Here is a 16,867-nt window from a genome sequence, read left to right as displayed (position 1 = left end):
CGCCGGCCTACTCGGTGACCTTCAATCGATCACTCGGGAAGGTACGCCCCTCGCGTGCCACCCGAGCCCCGATCCACAGGTCTTGAGCATTGCTCCGCCCAGGGATACGGTCGACATCCCGTGGACACCCGCCAGCCGATCCAGCTGGCCGGCCATCACTTCCCGGGGGCACAGCAGCATGTGGAGCGCAGGTTCCCAGACCAGGAAGTGGAACGACCGGCCAGGCGCATAGAGGGTCTGCTGCCGCTGCATGCGGGCATTCACCCCGGCCTCGATGTCCTGCACGGTGCGATGCAGCGTGGTGGTGCGGATGAACATGTGGCGCGCGTACTCCGGCGTCTGGAGCAGCCCCGGAATCACTGCTGACTCGAAGTTCCACACCGTCGCCGATGCGCTCTCCGTCGCCTGCCATGCCTCCTGCCTGGCCCGTACACCAGCGGCCAGTTGGCGGCGCCATGCCGCGTAGTGCGTCTCAAGGGACCGTAGGCGGCCCATCAGCTCCGAGACGGTCTCTGGTACGCCGAGCGCCGCGGCCCAGGCCTTCAGGTCCTCACTGGTCGGGCTCTGCTTACCCGTCTCGATCTTGCTGACCTTGGATGCCGGCCAACCCAGCCGTACGGCCAGCGATTTTCCGTTCAGACCGGACTCGGCGCGGAGCTCACGAAGCCGCGCGCCGAGTGCTATCCGGGCAGTCTGGTAGTCGCTCACAGCGGCGGCGCGTGCTCCTTCTGGTAGTCCTCGAAGGTGATCGCATGGTGCCATGCCGCCTCGCGCCACTGCACGTGGCGTAGGACGTCCTCGGGGTCGTCGTAGAGGAAAACGCCCAGGAACCGGTCATGGTCGTCGAAACGAAGCCGGGCCACGGTCCGGGCGTCGAACAGCCAGTAGTCGTAGTTCGGCAGTCCGGCGACCTCGGCCTGGTCCCGGGCGAGGTATCGGATGTCCTCGCCGGCCGCGAGGTTGTTCGGCGTGCCCCATAGCTCGAAGCGGAGATAGTCGGAGGGCGGGGAGTCGATGACGCGGACGCGCTCGACGCGCTTCCCCGTCCCGGTCTCCTCCCGCATCAGGTCGAGCCACGGCGCGAACCAGTCCAGGCCCGGATCATCACCCTCGAGGAAGCGCCGGTAGGGCTCGTCCTCGTCCGGGATGCCGTACGAGGTGCGGACCTCCAGGCGGAACGCGACGTGTCTGAAGTCGCGGAAGAGCTGGAGGAAGGCCTGGCCGCTGACCAGCTCAGGCACTGGTCACCTTCGCAGCGTGGTACTCGAACAGGACGGCGGGGACGACGACGAACTCCTCACCGGGCTTCACCTGGAGGAGCTGCGCGATCTTGCTCTCGTCGGTGAGCTTGTTGCCCTGGACGACGATGTCACCCGTCTCGGTGTCACGGTAGAAGGACGGGCAACCGCCGCCCTGGGAGGTGTTGCTGCTGCCGAGAAACTCCAGTGGCATGGGATCAACCCTTCGTAGTGGTCGTGCCCTCAGAATGCTCGCGCTAGCTCGACACCACTCGATAGTTGCTCGAAATTTCTCCTGCCGTCCGGGACTTGTCTTGATTGCTCACCACACAGCCCCGGCGCAGTCCTGCCCGGTGTCGGACCCTGCCCCTTCCGTGGTCACATGCCACCCCACCCACGGCCTCTGTCCTCTGTCCTCTGTCCTCTGTCCTCTGTCCTCTGTCCTCTGTCCTCTGTCCTCTGTCCTCTGACAGGCGATCTTGGCCGTTTGCCAGGTGAGTTTGACCGCCCAGCTCAGAGCGTGGTGGTGAACCGGGACGGGAAAACTCGCTGCCGGATACCCCGGCGGTCCGCTATCCCTAGGAGCGTGGGTCAGTAACGAGCAGGCCGGCAGTTGTTCTGCGGCGAGGACTTCGCCCAGCTACCGTGACGTGTCGCTTGCCTGTCCGGTGGTCGGGTTGCCGTACACCGTCGGCTCCCCCGTGGGGTTGGTCGGGTCCGGGTCGGTGGCCAGGCGGGCGTGCAGGTGCTCGTCGTGGTATGTCCCATCGCCGAAGCGGTGTGAGTCGCGCAGGGTGCCTTCGGGGAGGTAGCCGCAACGGTGGGCCACCCGGCAGGAGGCCTCGTTGCCGACTGCGTGGGCGATCTCGATCCGGCGGGCATCGGCCATCCGGAAGGCCCAGCTGGTGACCGCCCTCGTTGCCCGGGTGGCCACACCCCGGCCGCGGGCAGCCGGCAACGTATCGGCCGCGAAGTCCATTCGGCCTGCCCCGAGTTCGACGCCAACAGCTTCGTGAAGTCGGTGACGGCCGACCTTCCCAGGCTGGAGCTCAGCGCCCGGATCGCCCGCACCAGCGAGGGCCTGCACGCCCACCTTCCGGTCACCGGCCCCGACGCGCTCGACATCCTGCTGCGCTCCCTCCCGCCGACGCCCGAGGCCGCCGGCGTGACCAACGACTTCGGCCTGCAGCTCTACTCGCCCCACTCCGACTACGTCTCCCGCTACCTGCGTACCGCTGAGCACCTGGACCAGGCGCTCGCCGCTCTGGCCCGCATGACCGGGTACTTCTCCGCCGAGCTCCCGGTGCGGCACTTTCTCGCCGACTTCCCCGACGAGACAATGAAGGCCGTCGGCGCGTGGACCCGCGACGAGGACTTCCGGGTACGCAGACTGGCGAGCGAGGCCACCCGACCCCTGCTGCCCTGGGCCCCACGGATCCACCTGCCCGCCGACGCGGCACTGCCCGTCCTCGATCAGCTCTACGACGACGCCCACCTCTATATCCGCACCTCCGTCGCCAACCACCTCAGCGACATCGCCGCCAGCCAGCCCGCCCTCGTGCTGACCACCCTTCAGCGGTGGAAGCAGTCGGGCCGACTCGCAGACGAGCACTTCGCCTTCATCGCCCGGGGCGCCCTGCGCAACCGGCTGAAGGAGGGCTGGCCGCCCGCCTACGCCATCCTCGGCTACGCCCACGACGCGCCCATCGCGCTCACCCCCCTCACCCTGGAGCGAACCGAACTCCGCGACGGCGACACCCTGAACTTCTCCGCCTCTCTCACCGCCACCACCACGGCGCCAGTCCACGTGATGATCGTGATCGCCACCGCGGGGCAGAACGGCCAGCCGCGGGAGAAGGTCTCCTTCCTGCGCCGTGCCACAGCAGAGCCCGGCGAGGAACTGCGGCTCGCCAAGGCGCACCCGCTGCGCTCGACTACACGGTGGAAGGTCTCACCCGGCTCCTACTCCCTCGCCCTCCAGGTCAACGGCCGCCGCTTCCCCTCCTCGCCTTCACCGTGCTCAACATCTGACACCCTCCCGCCGGTCCTGCTCTGAACACCCGCCGCACGGCCGCCGCGGACTTCCGCTGCGGCCCGGTCGTGCCGTCCGCAATCCCTGAAAGAGTGAACCGCCCTGATCGAACGAGTTTGAGTCGCGACCGCCCAGAGCCCGCCCGCCCCACCCCGGCATTAGAACTCCCTTTCACCAAATGTCCTCCGATCGGGCCGTGACGGGACCAGGTCCAGTGCGTTCTTAGAGCATCAGTGCCACACCGACGCCCAGACGGAGGACACGCCATGCATCCCACCCCTGCCCCCTTGCTGCAGCCTCCCGGAATCGAACGGCGGTCCGGCGTGATCACGCACAGCGTTGACGACAAGCTCAGCTCAGCACGTCCGGATACGGGGTGGGCGGCATGAGTGAGCCCACCGATGCATCAGCCGACAGTGTTCCGGAACCGCGCACCACCCCCGCAGCGTCCCCCTCCGCGCCGTCCGCCGGACCGTCCGCCCCCTCGCCAGCGGGCACTTCGCCCGCGCCCGCTCCCGAGCCGCAGATGCGGTACGTCGACCTGACCGGCAGCCGCGAGGCGGCCGGTCGCTCAATTCGGATGCAGGACATGGCCCGACGCCTGGCGGCCAGTGGCAGCACATCGCCCTGGCGAGATCGTTCTTCCGGCAAGCCGGGCTGCTGGTCCTCGACGAGCCGACGGCCAACCTCGATCCCCGCGCCGAGTAGCGCATCTTGCAGCGGCTGCGGAACCTCGCCCGGGACTGGGCGGTGCTGCTGGTGACCCACCGCATCACCAACGTTGCCTTCGCCGACCGCATCGTGGCCTTCGATGACGGCAACATCGTCCAGGAGGGTACCTACACCCAGCTCTCCCAACAGCCGGACCTCTTCCAGCAGTTGCTGTCCTACCAGATCACGATCGAGCCGGGCGTCGAGAAGCGCGAGACCCCCGCATGAGCGGTCCCGGCGCCACGTCAGTACGCCCCACCGAAGCGGCCGCCCCTACGGCCTTGGACCTCCCCGCCCCTCTTACGCCGTCCCGAGGTGATGACGTGTCGCTCACCCGTTCCCACATCCGCACCACCACCGAGGCGTATCTGGCCCGGCATCCGCATGAGCGGGAATCCCTCGCCGGGCTGCTGTCCCTCCTGGAGAGCGCCGACGCCCCGGCCGGCCGTGCCACCCTCCCCGGTCACGTCACCTGCAGCGCGGCGGTCATCGACCGGGAACAACGCGTTCTGCACATCGGCCACAAGGTCACAGGGCTGCTCCTCGCTCCGGGCGGCCATGTCGAGGACGACCGGACCCTGCTGGCCGCGGCCCTGCGGGAAGTGTGCGAGGAGACCGGCATCCGGCCGGGCGACCTGTGCCTGACCCCGCAGTTTCTCGGCGCTCCGATCGACATCGACGTCCACGACATCGACGCCAACCCCGCCAAGGGCGAAGTCTCGCACCAGCACTTCGACTTCCGATTCGTGTTCTGCCTCGTGCCCGAGCAGCATCCGCAGCTCAGGTTGCAGGACGATGAGGTTGCCGGCGCCCGGTGGCTTGAGTTCGCCGACGTCAGTTCCCCGACCCTACGCGCCAAACTCCTGGACGCCCAATCCCACGGCCTCGACGGGCGGCCGGAGCCCGTCAACGCCTCCGCTCTGATCCACGACGGCCACGGCAGATACCTGCTCCACCTGCGGGACCAGCGTGAAGGCATCTGGGCCCCTGGCACGTTCGCTCTCCTCGGCGGCGGCCGTACGGTGGAGGACGTCAGCCTGGAGGCGACCCTGCGGCGGGAACTCGCCGAAGAGGTCCCGGGCCTGGAGGTACATGGCCTGACGCCGTACGCCCTGGAGGAGGAAACGAGCGTCGACGGCTTCGCGGTGCCGATCCAGGTCTTCGAGTGCCGCTGGAGCGGTGATCCGGAGACGGTGGATCTGCAAGAGGGCGTGCTGCTGCGGTGGTTCACCCCGGACACGCTGAAGCAGCTGCACCTGAGCCCCGGTCTCGGTGACCTGATCCACCGGCACGCGGCAGAGCATCCCCCCGCCGGCAGTCCACCGGCCCAGGCCCGGCTGCTGCGTGACGAGGCGCCGGAGGGGACCGAACTCCACATCGTCGGTGTCCACCTCTATTTGGAGGACAACAACGGCCGGATCCTCCTCGGCCTGCGCCACCCCGACTCGGCATACGCGGGCAACACGTGGCACTTCCTGGCCGGGCACTGTGAGCGGGAGGAGGCGGTCAGCTGCCTGGTCAGGGAGGCTCAGGAGGAAGCGGGGCTGATCATCGAGCCGGGCGACGTCGAGCTCGTGCACCTCGTCCACCTCGTGGACTCGCCGTCCGCCCGCCCGCGTATCGGCCTCGTCTTCCGGGCCCGCACCTGGTCCGGCACCCCGGCCGTCCTGGAGCCCGACCGGTGCGTGGAGTGGCGGTGGTGGAACCCGAAGGATCTCCCGGCCGTCGTCGTGCCCTACACCCGCCAGGCGATCGACGGGGTGCTCGCCGGGCGTCTGTACTCGCAGATGGGGTGGGACGGGCGATGACGGGCCGGGACGCGAGCCCAGCCACGGCCGGCCGGACACCAGGGCGAGCAAGACGGCCGGCCGACAGCCACCCACCTTCGGCTGCCGAAGTGAATCCGGTCGACGCGCGGGCAGCGATGGTCGCCGAGCTGGAGAAGAAGGACGGGCTACGGCCTGGGCCGGTGCGCGACGCTCTGCTCGCGCTGCCCCGCGAGGTACTGATGCCGCAGGCGTACGTGCGGCGCAGCGCCCCGGGTGAGGAGCCGCCGCGGTGGGACCTGCTGGACTGGTCGGCGCCGCAGGACCGCCCCGAGCTGCTCGGGCTGCTGCACAGCGGGATCAGTGTGCTCGTCCAGCACGACGGGGAGCCGCTGCTGGGCCGGGTGCGCGGGACACGGTCGGGGGCGTCGATCACGTCGATGTCGACGGTGATGGGCCTGACCGCCTCGCTGCTCCAGGAGTTGGATCTGCGGGCCGGTCAGCGGGTGCTGGACGTCGGGACGGGCACGGGTGTGACCGCCGCGGTGGCCTGCCAGGTCTGCGGCGACCAGGGAGTGGTCACGCTCGATCGGGACCGGCACCTCACCGACGCGGCCACGGTCCGGCTGGCCGGCCTCGGCTTCCGGCCGGACGTGGTGTGCGGGTCCGGGGACGAGGGGTGTCCCGCGCGGGCGCCGTTCGACCGTATCTTCGTGTCGTACGCGGTGGAGCGCGCGCCGGCGGCGCTCGTCGAGCAGCTTGCCCCCGGGGGCCGGCTGCTGGCGCACGTCACCAGCGCGTCCCCGTCGTGGCCCGGCCTCGCCGTCGTCGAGCGCACCGCCGAAGGGCGGATCGCGGCGGAGCTGCGGGCCGTGGAGTTCGCCCACCGGGCCGGGCACGGCATGGAACGGATCTGGCTCAGCGAGGAGTTCCGGCAACGCATCGCCACCGAGCCGGGCACCTGGGCCCAGCGGAGCATGCTGGCGCCGCCCGCGGACGCCGACCAGGGCCTGTGGCTGGCGGCGGATCACCTCCTCGGCGGGCTGGTGCGCGACTTCGGCGCCGAGCACCTGGTGATCGGCGCGCCCGCCTGCGGCTCGTGGCTGCGGGTGGAGCCGGTGGGGCGCTCCCGCTGGGACGTCACCATCCACGGGCCGCGCGACATCTGGAAAGAGATTCAGGACCTGGTCGTTCGGTGGCGGGCGGCCGGCAGCCCCAACCGCTACCGCCTCCTCTTCGAGGCGGACGGTGGCCAGCAGGCCGTGTCGGCGTGCGGCCGTCTGTCCTGGCACCTTCCCACCCCCCGCCCAGTCGACGAGGGAGCATCCACGTGACCTGTCCCGACGATCCCTTCCCGGACCTGCCTGCGGGCAAGGAAGAACTGTTCGCCGCGGCCGCCGCCGAGTACGACCGCTACCGGCCGGGCGTGCCGACCGAGGCCGCCGAACTGCTGGCCGACACCGTCCGGGATCTTCCCGATCCGGTGCTGCTGGACCTGGGCACCGGCACTGGGCAGGTGCCGCGTGCGCTCCTGCCCGCCGTACCCGGCCTGGCGCACATCGAGGCGGTCGACGTCAGTCGGCAGATGCTGGACCAGGCCCGGGACGCGCTCGTTCCCGTGCTTGGCCGTTGCACCCTCCGCCTCGTCCACGCCGCGGCCGACGCCTACGGCCCGCTGCCCGACGACGAGACGCGCGCACCGGACTTGGTCACCTGCTGCCGGTCCTTCCACTGGATGGACGGTCCGGCGGTGCTCGCGATGGCGGACCGGGTCGCTGCCCCGGATGCCACAGTGGCGATCATGGGCGATGGCAGCCTGTGGACTCACGAGGCCGACTGGACTCGTGCTCTGCGCGAACTGATCCAGCACTACCTGGGCTCCGAGCGTCGGGCCGGCACGGGTGCCACCTACTCCGAGCCACGCCGCTCGTACGGGGAGGGCCTCGCCACGTCGGCGTGGAGCGATGTCACCGAGCATCGCATTCCCGTGGGCCGTGCTTGGGCACCGAAGGACGTGATCGGCTACCTGCGCAGCACGTCCTTCGCAGGTCCGGAGCTCTTCGGTCAGCGGCACGCCGCGTTCGAGGCCGAGGCCCGGACGCTGCTCGACGCTCACGCCGCGGGCGACTCTCTGTCGGAGAGCGCCGTTTTCACTCTCCTGCTTGCCCGGCGTCCCGGGGTTGCACGGTGAGCGGTGGTCAGCGGCACACCGAGCCGGTAGACGTCCATCTGATTCTGCTCCGGGAGGGCGCGGAGGGCCCGGAGGTTTTGCTGTCGCGGCGGGCCGGGCAGGTGTATGCGGCCGGGCTGTGGCATCTTCCGTCCGGGCACTTGGACGGCCCGCACGAGGACGTCGTCGCTGCCCTGGTGCGTGAGGCACGGGAGGAGACCCGTGTCGTCATCAACCCGGACGACGTACGGGGTGCCGTCACCGTGCACCACCGCAGCCCGAAAGGCTCCTCTCGCACCGGCTACTTCTTCGAAGTCCAGCAGTGGAAGGGCGATCCCGTAATCGCGAAGCCGGACGTGTGCGACGCAATGGAATGGGCGCGCCTGGACGCCCTACCGGACGGGATGGTGGCGTACTGCCGTGCCGGCCTGGACGCCTACAGGGCCGGTGCCCCGGTCGCCGTGCACTTCCAGCTGCCCGGCGACACCATCGCCTACACGCCCGACGCCGACCGTCTCCGCCTGGTGCCGGACGCGACCGGTCGGGCATCCAGCAGTCGGCCCGACACCGCGGTCGCGGCCTTCGCACAGCGGGCGGTGGGGGCGATCGCCGAGTGGACGGATACCTCGTGGACGCGCGAGAACAGCCGTGTGTGGCGGATTCGGGGCGCCGGGGGCGGCACCTGGTACCTGAAGATCCACCAGAACAAGAAATTCCATGCCCGGGAGGTGACCGCGCTACGGACCTGGGCTGGGTCGCTGGGTGCGGCCGCGCCCCGGCTGGTGGCCGCCGACAACGAACTGCGGGCTGTCGTCGTCACCGCGCTGCGCGGCCGACCGATGCACGGTGTGGTCCTCGCTCCTGAACAGGAGCGCGAGGCCTTCCACCGCATCGGTGCCCTGGCGCGCCGTATCCACGAGGCGTCGCCCCCGCGCCCTGCCCCCGTCGGCAGCGGCCCGGCTATCGGCAAGGCCGACCGACACCTGGAGGCGGCGCGCTCTCATCTTGCCTTGGGCGATGAAGAGTTCGTCCGCGAGCTGGTCCGACAGGCCGAGAACCTGCTGCCGCTGGAGTGGGTGGAGACCCACGGAGACTTCCAGCTCCGCAACATCCTGCGCGATGACACCGACGGCACCGTGGCCGTGATTGACCTGGAAAGAAGCGAACCCGGCCCCGCAGTGCGCGACCTGGTCCGCCTGTCCGACGCCTGGGCCGGCCGCCCTGACCTGCACGAGTCGTTCCTGGCCGGGTACGGCAGGTCCTTGACCGCTGCCGAGGAAGCCCGACTGATCACCGACATGGCGCTCGACGCGGTGAGCGGCATCCAGTTCGGTGCCGCTCACGGCGATCCAGAACTGGTCGAGCGGGGCCACCGGACGCTGGCACGCCTGCGCGCCGAACACCGACACAACTCGCCAAAAAAGGAGCCCTCGTGAGCCGCGACATGACGTCTGCCACTACGGTCGGCCCGCCGGACACCTCGGGCATCTCTATGCGGCCGTCGGTCCGCGCGGCGACGCCCGCCGACGCCGAGGGCATCATCCAGATGCGCTCCCAGTACGTCCTGTCCGAGCCCCTGAGCGAGGAGTGGGTTCGCCGGTGCACCGCCGAACTGGCACCCCGGCTGGCCGCGTCGGGGGACGCGCGGGCCTTCGTCATCGAAGCCCCGGACGGCTCGATGGCCTCCTGCGCACTCGGCCTGATCCACCCTGTGCTCCCGGCACCGGCTTACCCCAAGGGGGTGGCCGCGCGCATGCACGCCGTCGCCACGCACCCGGACATGCGGCGCCGCGGTTACGCCAGGGCGGTAGTGACCGCGCTCCTCGAACAACTCCACACCGAGCACGTCACGCTGTTCGAGCTCCATGCCGGCGAGGAGGCCGCACCACTGTTCCGCGAGCTGGGGTTCACGGGGACTGCGGCGCTGATGCGCATGACGCGCCTGGAGGAGCCGGCCACCCTCAGAAGCCAGGAGAGCGGCGATGGCCTGCCAGGTGCCAGTGAGGACCCCGGCTGGATGCCGCCCGAGCTCTACGCCGAGACGGTCTTGAAGGCCACCTGTTTCGCCTGCGTGTACTTCACCGACGAGGACGACCGGCCGCTGCAGCTGCACTCCGTCTACTCGCCCGCGCACCCGTGGCAGTTGGTGGGCGGCACGATGGATCCCGGCGAGCGCCCCTGGGAGACAGCCGTGCGCGAGTGCGGCGAGGAGACGGGCCTAGCGATCGCTGGCCTTCCGCGGCTGCTGGCGACGGTGTACGGACTGCCCGGCGCTGAGTGGCCCTACAGCACGGTCGGCATGGTATTCGACGGCGGCCAGCTCACTACGGAGCAGATCCGCAGCATCACCTTGGATCCGCGCGAGCACGACAAAGCGCGCGTGCTGCCTCTTGCCGAGTGCGAGCAGCGGATGCCGCCTCGGGACTTCGCACGACTCAGTGCGGTGGCCGAGGCCCGCCGGACCGGGGTGGCCGCCTATTTCGACGCCTGGGACTGGGGAACCGAGTGAGCAGCATTGCTGATGGCCTACCCGACTGCACACACGGTTCTGAGGTGGCCGGGTCACGGCAACGTGACCCCGCCACACGACGGTGTTGGTCGTACGGCGACCGGTACTGGGAACAGCAGACCAAGCAGCCGGCCGCTCTCCACGGCCCTGTCGAACTGCCGCAACACCACGCCACCACCCCGCCTTTCACGAATGAGAAGCGATCTGTGGGATACACCCGGGCCGACTGGTCCGAGCACTACAACGACGGGCGAGGCTTCCGGCGGCTTGGGGAGGAGGAGATGGGCCTGCTCGTCGAGCACGCGCCGGCGCCCAAGGGCGGCCGCGCGCTCGATGTCTGCTGCGGAACCGGCGAGATGGCCGCCTACCTCGCCTCGCTCGGGTACACCGTCGACGCCGTGGACTTCGCCGAGGGCGCCCTCGCGCGGGCCCGCGCGGAGCACGCCGAGATGGAGTCCGTGCGCTGGCTGTGCCGGGACGTGGAGCACGACGACCTGGCCGACCTCGCCGAGGACGGCTACGACCTGATCGTCATCCGTCTGTCCGTCGCCTTCATCCGCGATCGCACCCGGGTCCTGCGCCGTCTGGCCGCGCGGCTGCGCAAGGACGGGGCACTCGTCATCATCACCCCGGTTGCGGAGCACACACCCGAAGAACGACGCCACATCGCGCTGGACGGGGACGAACTCGCCACGCTCACCGACGGTTTCGGGCACGTCGAGCGGTTCGACGCGGAGGGGCTGGCGGTGCTGTTCCTGCGCGGCCCGGCCGGAACGTTCAGCGTGGAAGAGAAGCTGCGGCCCGAGCCGCAGGCCGTATTCGGTGCCGCGGTGGTGGTCACAGATGCGTTCGGGCGGGTCCTGCTGGGCCGCTCGACTCAGGGCATGTGGGAGTTGCCCGGCGGCCGGATCGAGACAGGCGAAGCCGCACCGTCCGCTGCTATCCGGGAGTTGGCGGAGGAGACTGGGCTGACGGCGCGCGTGGAGGACGCTCATGTCATCACCGTGCTCCACGACGACCGGCTGGACGTACGCCGCATCACCCCCGTGGTCCGCGTCACCAGCTGGGGCGGTGAACTCGGTCTGCCCGAGCCGCACCGCTTCTTGCGCTGGGAGTGGCACGACCTGCACACCCTGGCCACGCTGGGTAAGATCTTCGCGCCCTCCGCACAGGCCCTGACCGCGGTGTGGCCCGGGGCGCTGCCGGGACTGCCGCCTGTCCACTCCTACCCGTGCGCCGCCACCGTCCCGCCAGTGCCTGGTGAGCCCGCCGAGGCCGCGCGGCTGCGCGAGCGGATGGCGGACAGAGTAATCGGAAAGGGCTGGGCTCCCTCCCCGCGGGTGCAGGCCGCGCTGCGCGAGGTCCCCCGGCACCGGTTCGTTCCCGAGGCCCCGCTGGAGACGGCCTACCACGACAACCTCGCCGTGGTGACGGTCCGGGAGTCCGCCGAGACCGCACTCAGCTCCGTCTCGGCAGCCTGGCTCCAGGCCGACATGATCGAGCAACTCCGGCTGGAGCCGGGGATGACCGTCCTGGAAGTCGGATCCGGCGGGTACAACGCGGAGCTGCTCGCGCACGTCCTCGGACCGCGCGGCCGCGTGGTGACGGTGGACGTCGACCCGTACGTGGTGCACCGCACGCAGCGGCTGTGCGCGGAAGCCGGCAGCGGCCGGGTGACCGCCGTCCTCGGCGACGGCGGACTCGGCGCGCCCGGCCACGTCCCCGCCCCGGGGTTCCAAGGGGTGGTGATCACGCACAACGCGTCAGACATTGCCCCGGCCTGGCGGGAGCAACTTGCCGAGGGGGCACGGTTGGTGGTGCCACTGGAGATGGGCGGCTACACCCGCTGCCTCACCTTGGTCAGGCGTGGTGACGTGCTGCACACCGAGCACTGGACGTACTGCGGTTTCGTGCGGGACCGCGGCGCCGCCGCCCGCACTGCTCCCGCTGTCCGTCTGGCCGACGGCGAAGTTGTCGTGAGGTGGGAAGACGGTGCTCCTGGCGATGCCGCTGGGCTCGAGGAGGCGCTGCGCGGGCCCCGGCACGAGCTCGCCACAGGGCTCGTCGTCCGCGGTGTCTTCAATTTCGAGACCTTGCAGGTCTATGCCGCGACCACGCTGCCGGGGTTCTGCCGCCTGGCCGTCCGGGAGGGGTCCACGCTGGTGACGCAGCAGGACGCGGCCGCAATGGTGGCGGACGGCTCCCTCGCCTACCTGACCCACCGCAAGGTCAAAGACGCCTCGGATCCGGTCGACCGTCTCACCGAGTTCTTCATCCACGCCTACGGCCCGGCCGCCGACAAGCTGGCGGAGCGCTTCGCCGACTGCGTGCGCACCTGGGACCGGAGGGTGCACGAGAGCGGCTACCCACCGATGACCGTCCACCCTGCCTGCACCCCTGACGAGCAACTGCCGGCCGGTGACCTGCTCGACAAGCCCTCCGCGAGGCTCGTCTTCCAGTGGCCTGGCCGCATTCACGACGGGGCGGAGGGCCTGCTCGCGGCGGGCGGACAGCCTGGCTGACTTCGACGAGCCGATCCCGCGAAACCCGGGCCGCCCGAGGCCGACGAGGCCGCGGCCGGAGGGAGGACCTGGCCGCCCGAGAACGAGGCGCCGTGGAGGCCGCGCATCGGGCGGCTCCTCCCCACCGGCCCCAACTACCAGCGGACAGCGCGTATCGAGACCGGCATGGCAGACCGGGCAGGAGACGTTATAGAGCCGGAAGATGGGCAGGCTAGCGACCGGCCCAGACGACCAGCAGAGCGCAAAAGAGCAGCGTGAATGGCTAGTTGGTACCTTTTCGGCCAGCTGATCAATAACCCCACGAAGGGGGCCCCGACGCTGGTTAGCGTGATCAGAATGGCTCCCGCCACCGCGTCCCAACCAGGGGAGGACCGCCCGCATGAGCAGGCACGCCACCGCCTACGTGCACAGTCTCGGCATCATCGATGAGACCTCCCGCAAGGTTCTGCTCCTTCTGGCCGAACGCACCCACGCCCCCGGCGACCCGTATCGTCCAGAAGACGGATCCGGATGCTTTCCGCCAACAGCTGCGCAGGCTCCAGCAGCACGTGAAGATGGACGTCCTCGAGCACAGCGACGGGCTGTGGGAGATCGTCTACGGCCCCTCCTACACCAGGCCCCCGAAGCCGCGACCGGCAAAGCCGGACCTGACGCAAGGCGGACCTCACCCGTTCTGGCTGCCGGGCTGGGAGAGATACAGCACCTGGGGCTACGAGCAGGGCCCCGACGGACACCAACAGCTGTACGCGCAGCTCATCCTCAACGAAGACGGCGCCGATGCAGAGCCGCGGATCTGGATCACCCCACCTCGGCACACGGTCCAGACGATAGACGAGCTCGCCGAAGCGATCGCAGAGGCCCTCGGGTCGTACGGCCCAGTCCCTCCGCCGACCGCCGAGGTTAAGAGGTGGCTGACCGCTCCGCCGCTGTCATCTCGGTAGCCCTGGGTCCCACATCCGAGCCTCGGTTGGGGGCGTTCACACGCAACGGCGCACTTCAGAAGGCCGCGGTGACTGCAGCTCGAGGGCGGCACCGTCGCAGCACGGCAGCGCCTTCGCTCCTGCTGCTTTTCGCCATTCGCTCTCGCGATACCGCCGCAGGTGACGACGCCCGATTTGCGCAGGTGAGAAGCACCCAGTCACAAGATCTCGCGAGGCTGCGGTGAGCGGGACGGTCTCCGTGCAGGAGTTGGCGAGCCCGTCCGCCGATGTCAGCAGCTCGCGCTGCCAGTCCGACGGGCAAACGGACGGTGCGATGCGGCTGGCTTGATGACGCCTTGACCCGGTTCGAACCCGTGATGATCCATCAGTTTCTGTCAGTGTCCGCTGCTACACCAGTTTGAGGGACGGGCCCGCGACCGCGGCTCGCCGACGGGAGGGGACACCATGTCGAAGGTGCCGGACGGGTTCCACCGAGTAAGCGGACACATCCGCCGCAATCCGAAGCAGCGGAGCGCGAAGCGGATGAGCGGCTGGATGATCGCCGGCCTTGCGGCCGGCGTCTGGTTATGGGGGCAGGTGCTCGGGTTCGGCGAGGCAGCCACCACGACTCCGCCCGCACAACCGCAGCCGGCCGCCTCCACCCCGGTCGCCCGCTGATGGGACGCAAGCGGTCACGCCTTCGACGCCCACGCGGCGCGCCCGAGGTCCTCTCGGCTGCTGTCGTGGCGCTGGCCGTCCTGGTCCTGGCCATACGGATGGCGGCCGCAGCTGTCAAGGCGCTCCAAGACGCGTGGCCGTTACTGCTGGCTCTCGTCCTGCTGGCGGGGGCCATCGGGGTCTGGCGGGTCGCGCGAACCGTACGCGGTCGGCGGCGTGACGCCGAGCGGCTGGCCAGGCTGCGGATCACTCTGGCCGAGTTCGACGCCATGGACGACCGGCAGTTCGAGCACGCCTTGCGGGATCTGCTGGTCCGCGACGGCTGGCCGGCACGACGCGTGGGCGGTGGTGGCGATCAGGCAGCCGATGTCATCGGTGACCACACGCACCGCGGCCGGATCGTCGTGCAGGCCAAGCACACACGGGTTGGCGGGAAGGTGGGGTCGTCGGTGATGTACGCGGTGAAGGGGACGGCCGGCCCGGCCCACCGGGCCGACCACGCCGTCGTCGTCACCAACGGCACCTTCACCCGTAACGCCATGGCCTGGGGCGACCGGCACAGCGTCTTCTGGGTCGACCGGGACAAGCTCCGGCGCTGGGCGGAGAACGGCACCGCCCTGCACGAGCTCCTCGGACTGTCCGCACGCTCCCGTCGCAGCCGGTTCAACCGTGCCGCCTGACAGGCACTTCCCCATCGTCAACGTTCCGGAGGTGTGGTGTTCGACGAAGACGGGTCACTCGACCCGCTGCTGAAGTTCCTGTTGTACGCCGTCCTTGCGCTGGCCATCGGCAAGATGGTGTGGGAGTGGCTCACGGACGACGTCAGCCGGTGGATCACCATGGACCTGTGGGGGCTGATCTCCGATCACCCCTGGTGGACCGGCAGCATCGCCGTCGGCGCCCTGGCCACGCTCATCCTCCTGGCGAAGCTGCTGTCCTCCCTGTTTGGCGCCGGAACGTACGCCTACGTTGGTGGCGATGAGGACTACGCCTCCACCGCTGCGCTGGTCGAGACGGTGGATCCGGACGTGCTGACCTTCAAGATGAAGCAGCTCGCCGCGATGAGCGCGACGGGCTTCGAGCAGGCGTGCGCCGATCTTCTGGCCCGTGATGGGTTCCGCGGCACACGGCGGGTGGGAGGCGCCGGCGACCTCGGCGTGGACGTCACCGCCCGTGACCACGACGACCGGCTTCTGATCTTGCAATGCAAGCAGTATCAGAACCCGGTCGGCTCAGGGCACGTGCAGAAGTTCAACGGAACCGCACGTCTGCACCACGGAGCCGATGTCCCCATCATGATCGGCCTCAACGGTTTCACCCAGCCTGCCATCAACTTCGCCGCACACCATGACCTCATCCTTATGGGGTGTCCCGAACTGAAAAGATGGGCCCACGGCCAACACCTGTACGAGGTCCTGGGCCTCCCGAAGACGACGCAATGACCCAAGGCCGGGACACCTGAGCGGATATCAATTCGATTCGTCGTTCGCGTCGGAGCAGAACGTGTGAGCTCAGCGCCGCGTTTCTCTGTACGTCTCCTGTTTCATACGTGCGCCCTCCGGAGGTGCGATGCAGCAACCCGGCATTGACGAGGCAGAGGTCGATGTCTTCGAACATCGTCGTCCACTCCGAGGACTTCACGTAGTGGCGGCGCATCATGGCACGCATAAGGGCCCACGACAAAGCCCCCGGAATCGAACGATTCGATCCCGGGGGCTTTGCGGAGTGAAGCGGGTGAGGTCAGCTCGCGGTGGAGCCGTCGTCGGTGGAGTTGTCCGTGCGTCGGCGGCGAGCCACGAAGAGGGCGCCTCCGTCGGCAGCGATCAGGACTCCGGCGCCGCCGATCAGCCACGGGGTGGCGTCGGCACCGGTGTGCGCGAGCGAGCCCGCGGGGGCAGGCGCCGCGGTGCTCGACACGGTCTCGTCGGACGTCGGGGTACCCGAGGCGGACGGCGTCGAGGTGTCCTCGTCCTTGCCGGGCATCTCCGGGGTCGGCCGGTCCGGTCGATGAAGTTGCCCGCCCACAGTTGCCAGCAGGCCTCCCGCGTCGTCAGCTCGGCTTCCGGATTGAGGTCGCGGGTGGTGAACTCCATGCTGGCGAGCCCGTCCGGGGCCTGGACCGCGAAGACGCCCCAGCGCGGGCGGTCGATCTTCCAGCTCTGTTTCAGGAGCGGGACGACGGCGAGGAAGGGATCGTGCTCGTCGATCCCGGAGACCGGCCAGGCGAGGTAGGCGTCCGGCCCCTGCTCGTACACCGTGGCGAGGACGGTGGTGAACGCCAGGACGAACTCGGTGGGAACCCGGTCGTTGAAACAGACCCC

At 69.7% G+C, this 16,867-nt stretch carries 16 protein-coding genes and 1 pseudogene; 12 read left to right on the top strand and 5 right to left on the bottom strand.

The annotated features are described in order from the left end of the window. Positions 1 to 21 precede the first annotated feature (21 nt). From ACFU6I_RS26350 to ACFU6I_RS26335, 4 genes are all read right to left on the bottom strand, one after another. Positions 22 to 708, bottom strand: coding sequence for a Scr1 family TA system antitoxin-like transcriptional regulator (locus ACFU6I_RS26350; RefSeq protein WP_384371158.1), 687 nt, complete (start codon positions 706 to 708; stop codon positions 22 to 24). Beyond that, the gene (locus tag ACFU6I_RS26345) at positions 705 to 1,241 is read right to left on the bottom strand and encodes a DUF6879 family protein (protein ID WP_384371156.1); all 537 of its coding nucleotides are present in this window, start codon (positions 1,239 to 1,241) and stop codon (positions 705 to 707) included. The genes ACFU6I_RS26350 and ACFU6I_RS26345 overlap by 4 nt, the downstream gene beginning before the upstream one ends. Continuing rightward, positions 1,234 to 1,452 (bottom strand): hypothetical protein, encoded by a 219-nt coding sequence (locus ACFU6I_RS26340; RefSeq protein ID WP_345513434.1) that lies wholly within the window; start codon positions 1,450 to 1,452, stop codon positions 1,234 to 1,236. Before ACFU6I_RS26340 ends, ACFU6I_RS26345 begins: the two co-directional genes overlap by 8 nt. A gap of 426 nt (positions 1,453 to 1,878) precedes the next feature. Beyond that, positions 1,879 to 2,217, bottom strand: coding sequence for a GNAT family N-acetyltransferase (locus tag ACFU6I_RS26335; protein ID WP_384371154.1), 339 nt, complete (start codon positions 2,215 to 2,217; stop codon positions 1,879 to 1,881). Between the two features lie 42 nt (positions 2,218 to 2,259). Here ACFU6I_RS26335 and ACFU6I_RS26330 point away from each other — a divergent pair, with 42 nt between their 5' ends. The 12 genes and pseudogenes from ACFU6I_RS26330 to ACFU6I_RS26275 all read left to right on the top strand — a co-directional run bounded on the left by ACFU6I_RS26330 (position 2,260) and on the right by ACFU6I_RS26275 (position 15,988). Beyond that, positions 2,260 to 3,294: a hypothetical protein gene (locus ACFU6I_RS26330; protein WP_384371152.1), complete on the top strand. Its 1,035-nt coding sequence runs from the start codon at positions 2,260 to 2,262 to the stop codon at positions 3,292 to 3,294. A 579-nt stretch (positions 3,295 to 3,873) separates the two neighbouring features. Next, positions 3,874 to 4,209, top strand: a pseudogene (locus ACFU6I_RS26325) (AAA family ATPase); the annotation flags it as partial. A 95-nt stretch (positions 4,210 to 4,304) separates the two neighbouring features. After that, a complete protein-coding gene (locus ACFU6I_RS26320; protein WP_384371151.1) occupies positions 4,305 to 5,789 on the top strand; it encodes an NUDIX domain-containing protein in 1,485 nt (494 codons plus the stop codon). Between the two features lie 89 nt (positions 5,790 to 5,878). Continuing rightward, positions 5,879 to 7,081 carry a protein-L-isoaspartate O-methyltransferase gene (locus tag ACFU6I_RS26315; RefSeq protein WP_384371149.1) on the top strand — a complete coding sequence of 401 codons (1,203 nt, stop codon included), beginning with the start codon at positions 5,879 to 5,881 and terminating at the stop codon, positions 7,079 to 7,081. Then, a complete protein-coding gene (locus ACFU6I_RS26310) occupies positions 7,078 to 7,938 on the top strand; it encodes a class I SAM-dependent methyltransferase (RefSeq protein ID WP_384371147.1) in 861 nt (286 codons plus the stop codon). Before ACFU6I_RS26315 ends, ACFU6I_RS26310 begins: the two co-directional genes overlap by 4 nt. After that, positions 7,935 to 9,353, top strand: coding sequence for a phosphotransferase (locus tag ACFU6I_RS26305; protein WP_384371146.1), 1,419 nt, complete (start codon positions 7,935 to 7,937; stop codon positions 9,351 to 9,353). The genes ACFU6I_RS26310 and ACFU6I_RS26305 overlap by 4 nt, the downstream gene beginning before the upstream one ends. Further along, the gene (locus ACFU6I_RS26300; RefSeq protein ID WP_384371144.1) at positions 9,350 to 10,426 is read left to right on the top strand and encodes a GNAT family N-acetyltransferase; all 1,077 of its coding nucleotides are present in this window, start codon (positions 9,350 to 9,352) and stop codon (positions 10,424 to 10,426) included. Before ACFU6I_RS26305 ends, ACFU6I_RS26300 begins: the two co-directional genes overlap by 4 nt. A 206-nt stretch (positions 10,427 to 10,632) precedes the next feature. Further along, positions 10,633 to 12,948: a methyltransferase, FxLD system gene (gene fxlM / locus ACFU6I_RS26295; protein WP_384371142.1), complete on the top strand. Its 2,316-nt coding sequence runs from the start codon at positions 10,633 to 10,635 to the stop codon at positions 12,946 to 12,948. Positions 12,949 to 13,373: 425 nt separating this feature from the next. Beyond that, positions 13,374 to 13,889 (top strand): hypothetical protein, encoded by a 516-nt coding sequence (locus tag ACFU6I_RS26290; protein WP_384371140.1) that lies wholly within the window; start codon positions 13,374 to 13,376, stop codon positions 13,887 to 13,889. 444 nt (positions 13,890 to 14,333) lie between these two features. Next, complete coding sequence (locus ACFU6I_RS26285; RefSeq protein ID WP_384371138.1) at positions 14,334 to 14,546, top strand: hypothetical protein; 213 nt, start codon at positions 14,334 to 14,336, stop codon at positions 14,544 to 14,546. Beyond that, positions 14,546 to 15,226: a restriction endonuclease gene (locus ACFU6I_RS26280; protein ID WP_384371136.1), complete on the top strand. Its 681-nt coding sequence runs from the start codon at positions 14,546 to 14,548 to the stop codon at positions 15,224 to 15,226. Before ACFU6I_RS26285 ends, ACFU6I_RS26280 begins: the two co-directional genes overlap by 1 nt. 36 nt (positions 15,227 to 15,262) lie before the next feature. Next, positions 15,263 to 15,988, top strand: coding sequence for a restriction endonuclease (locus ACFU6I_RS26275; RefSeq protein ID WP_384371134.1), 726 nt, complete (start codon positions 15,263 to 15,265; stop codon positions 15,986 to 15,988). A gap of 298 nt (positions 15,989 to 16,286) precedes the next feature. Here ACFU6I_RS26275 and ACFU6I_RS26270 read toward each other — a convergent pair whose 3' ends face one another. Then, complete coding sequence (locus ACFU6I_RS26270) at positions 16,287 to 16,529, bottom strand: LAETG motif-containing sortase-dependent surface protein (RefSeq protein WP_384371132.1); 243 nt, start codon at positions 16,527 to 16,529, stop codon at positions 16,287 to 16,289. Positions 16,530 to 16,867: the final 338 nt, after the last annotated feature.

The organism is Streptomyces sp. NPDC057486, assembly GCF_042802415.1.
Lineage (GTDB): Bacteria > Actinomycetota > Actinomycetes > Streptomycetales > Streptomycetaceae > Streptomyces > Streptomyces yanii.
The sequence above is the reverse complement of the archived record's forward strand: the minus strand, read 5'-3'. Positions and strand labels throughout refer to the sequence as shown.

What these genes read in the sequence shown, in the direction of transcription:
- ACFU6I_RS26340 (WP_345513434.1), bottom strand. Translation starts at nt 1,452, where the DNA reads ATGCCACTGGAGTTTCTCGGCAGCAGCAACACCTCCCAGGGCGGCGGT.
- ACFU6I_RS26335 (WP_384371154.1), bottom strand. Translation starts at nt 2,217, where the DNA reads ATGGACTTCGCGGCCGATACGTTGCCGGCTGCCCGCGGCCGGGGTGTG.
- ACFU6I_RS26290 (WP_384371140.1), top strand. Translation starts at nt 13,374, where the DNA reads ATGAGACCTCCCGCAAGGTTCTGCTCCTTCTGGCCGAACGCACCCACG.
- ACFU6I_RS26285 (WP_384371138.1), top strand. Translation starts at nt 14,334, where the DNA reads ATGTCGAAGGTGCCGGACGGGTTCCACCGAGTAAGCGGACACATCCGC.
- ACFU6I_RS26280 (WP_384371136.1), top strand. Translation starts at nt 14,546, where the DNA reads ATGGGACGCAAGCGGTCACGCCTTCGACGCCCACGCGGCGCGCCCGAG.
- ACFU6I_RS26270 (WP_384371132.1), bottom strand. Translation starts at nt 16,529, where the DNA reads ATGCCCGGCAAGGACGAGGACACCTCGACGCCGTCCGCCTCGGGTACC.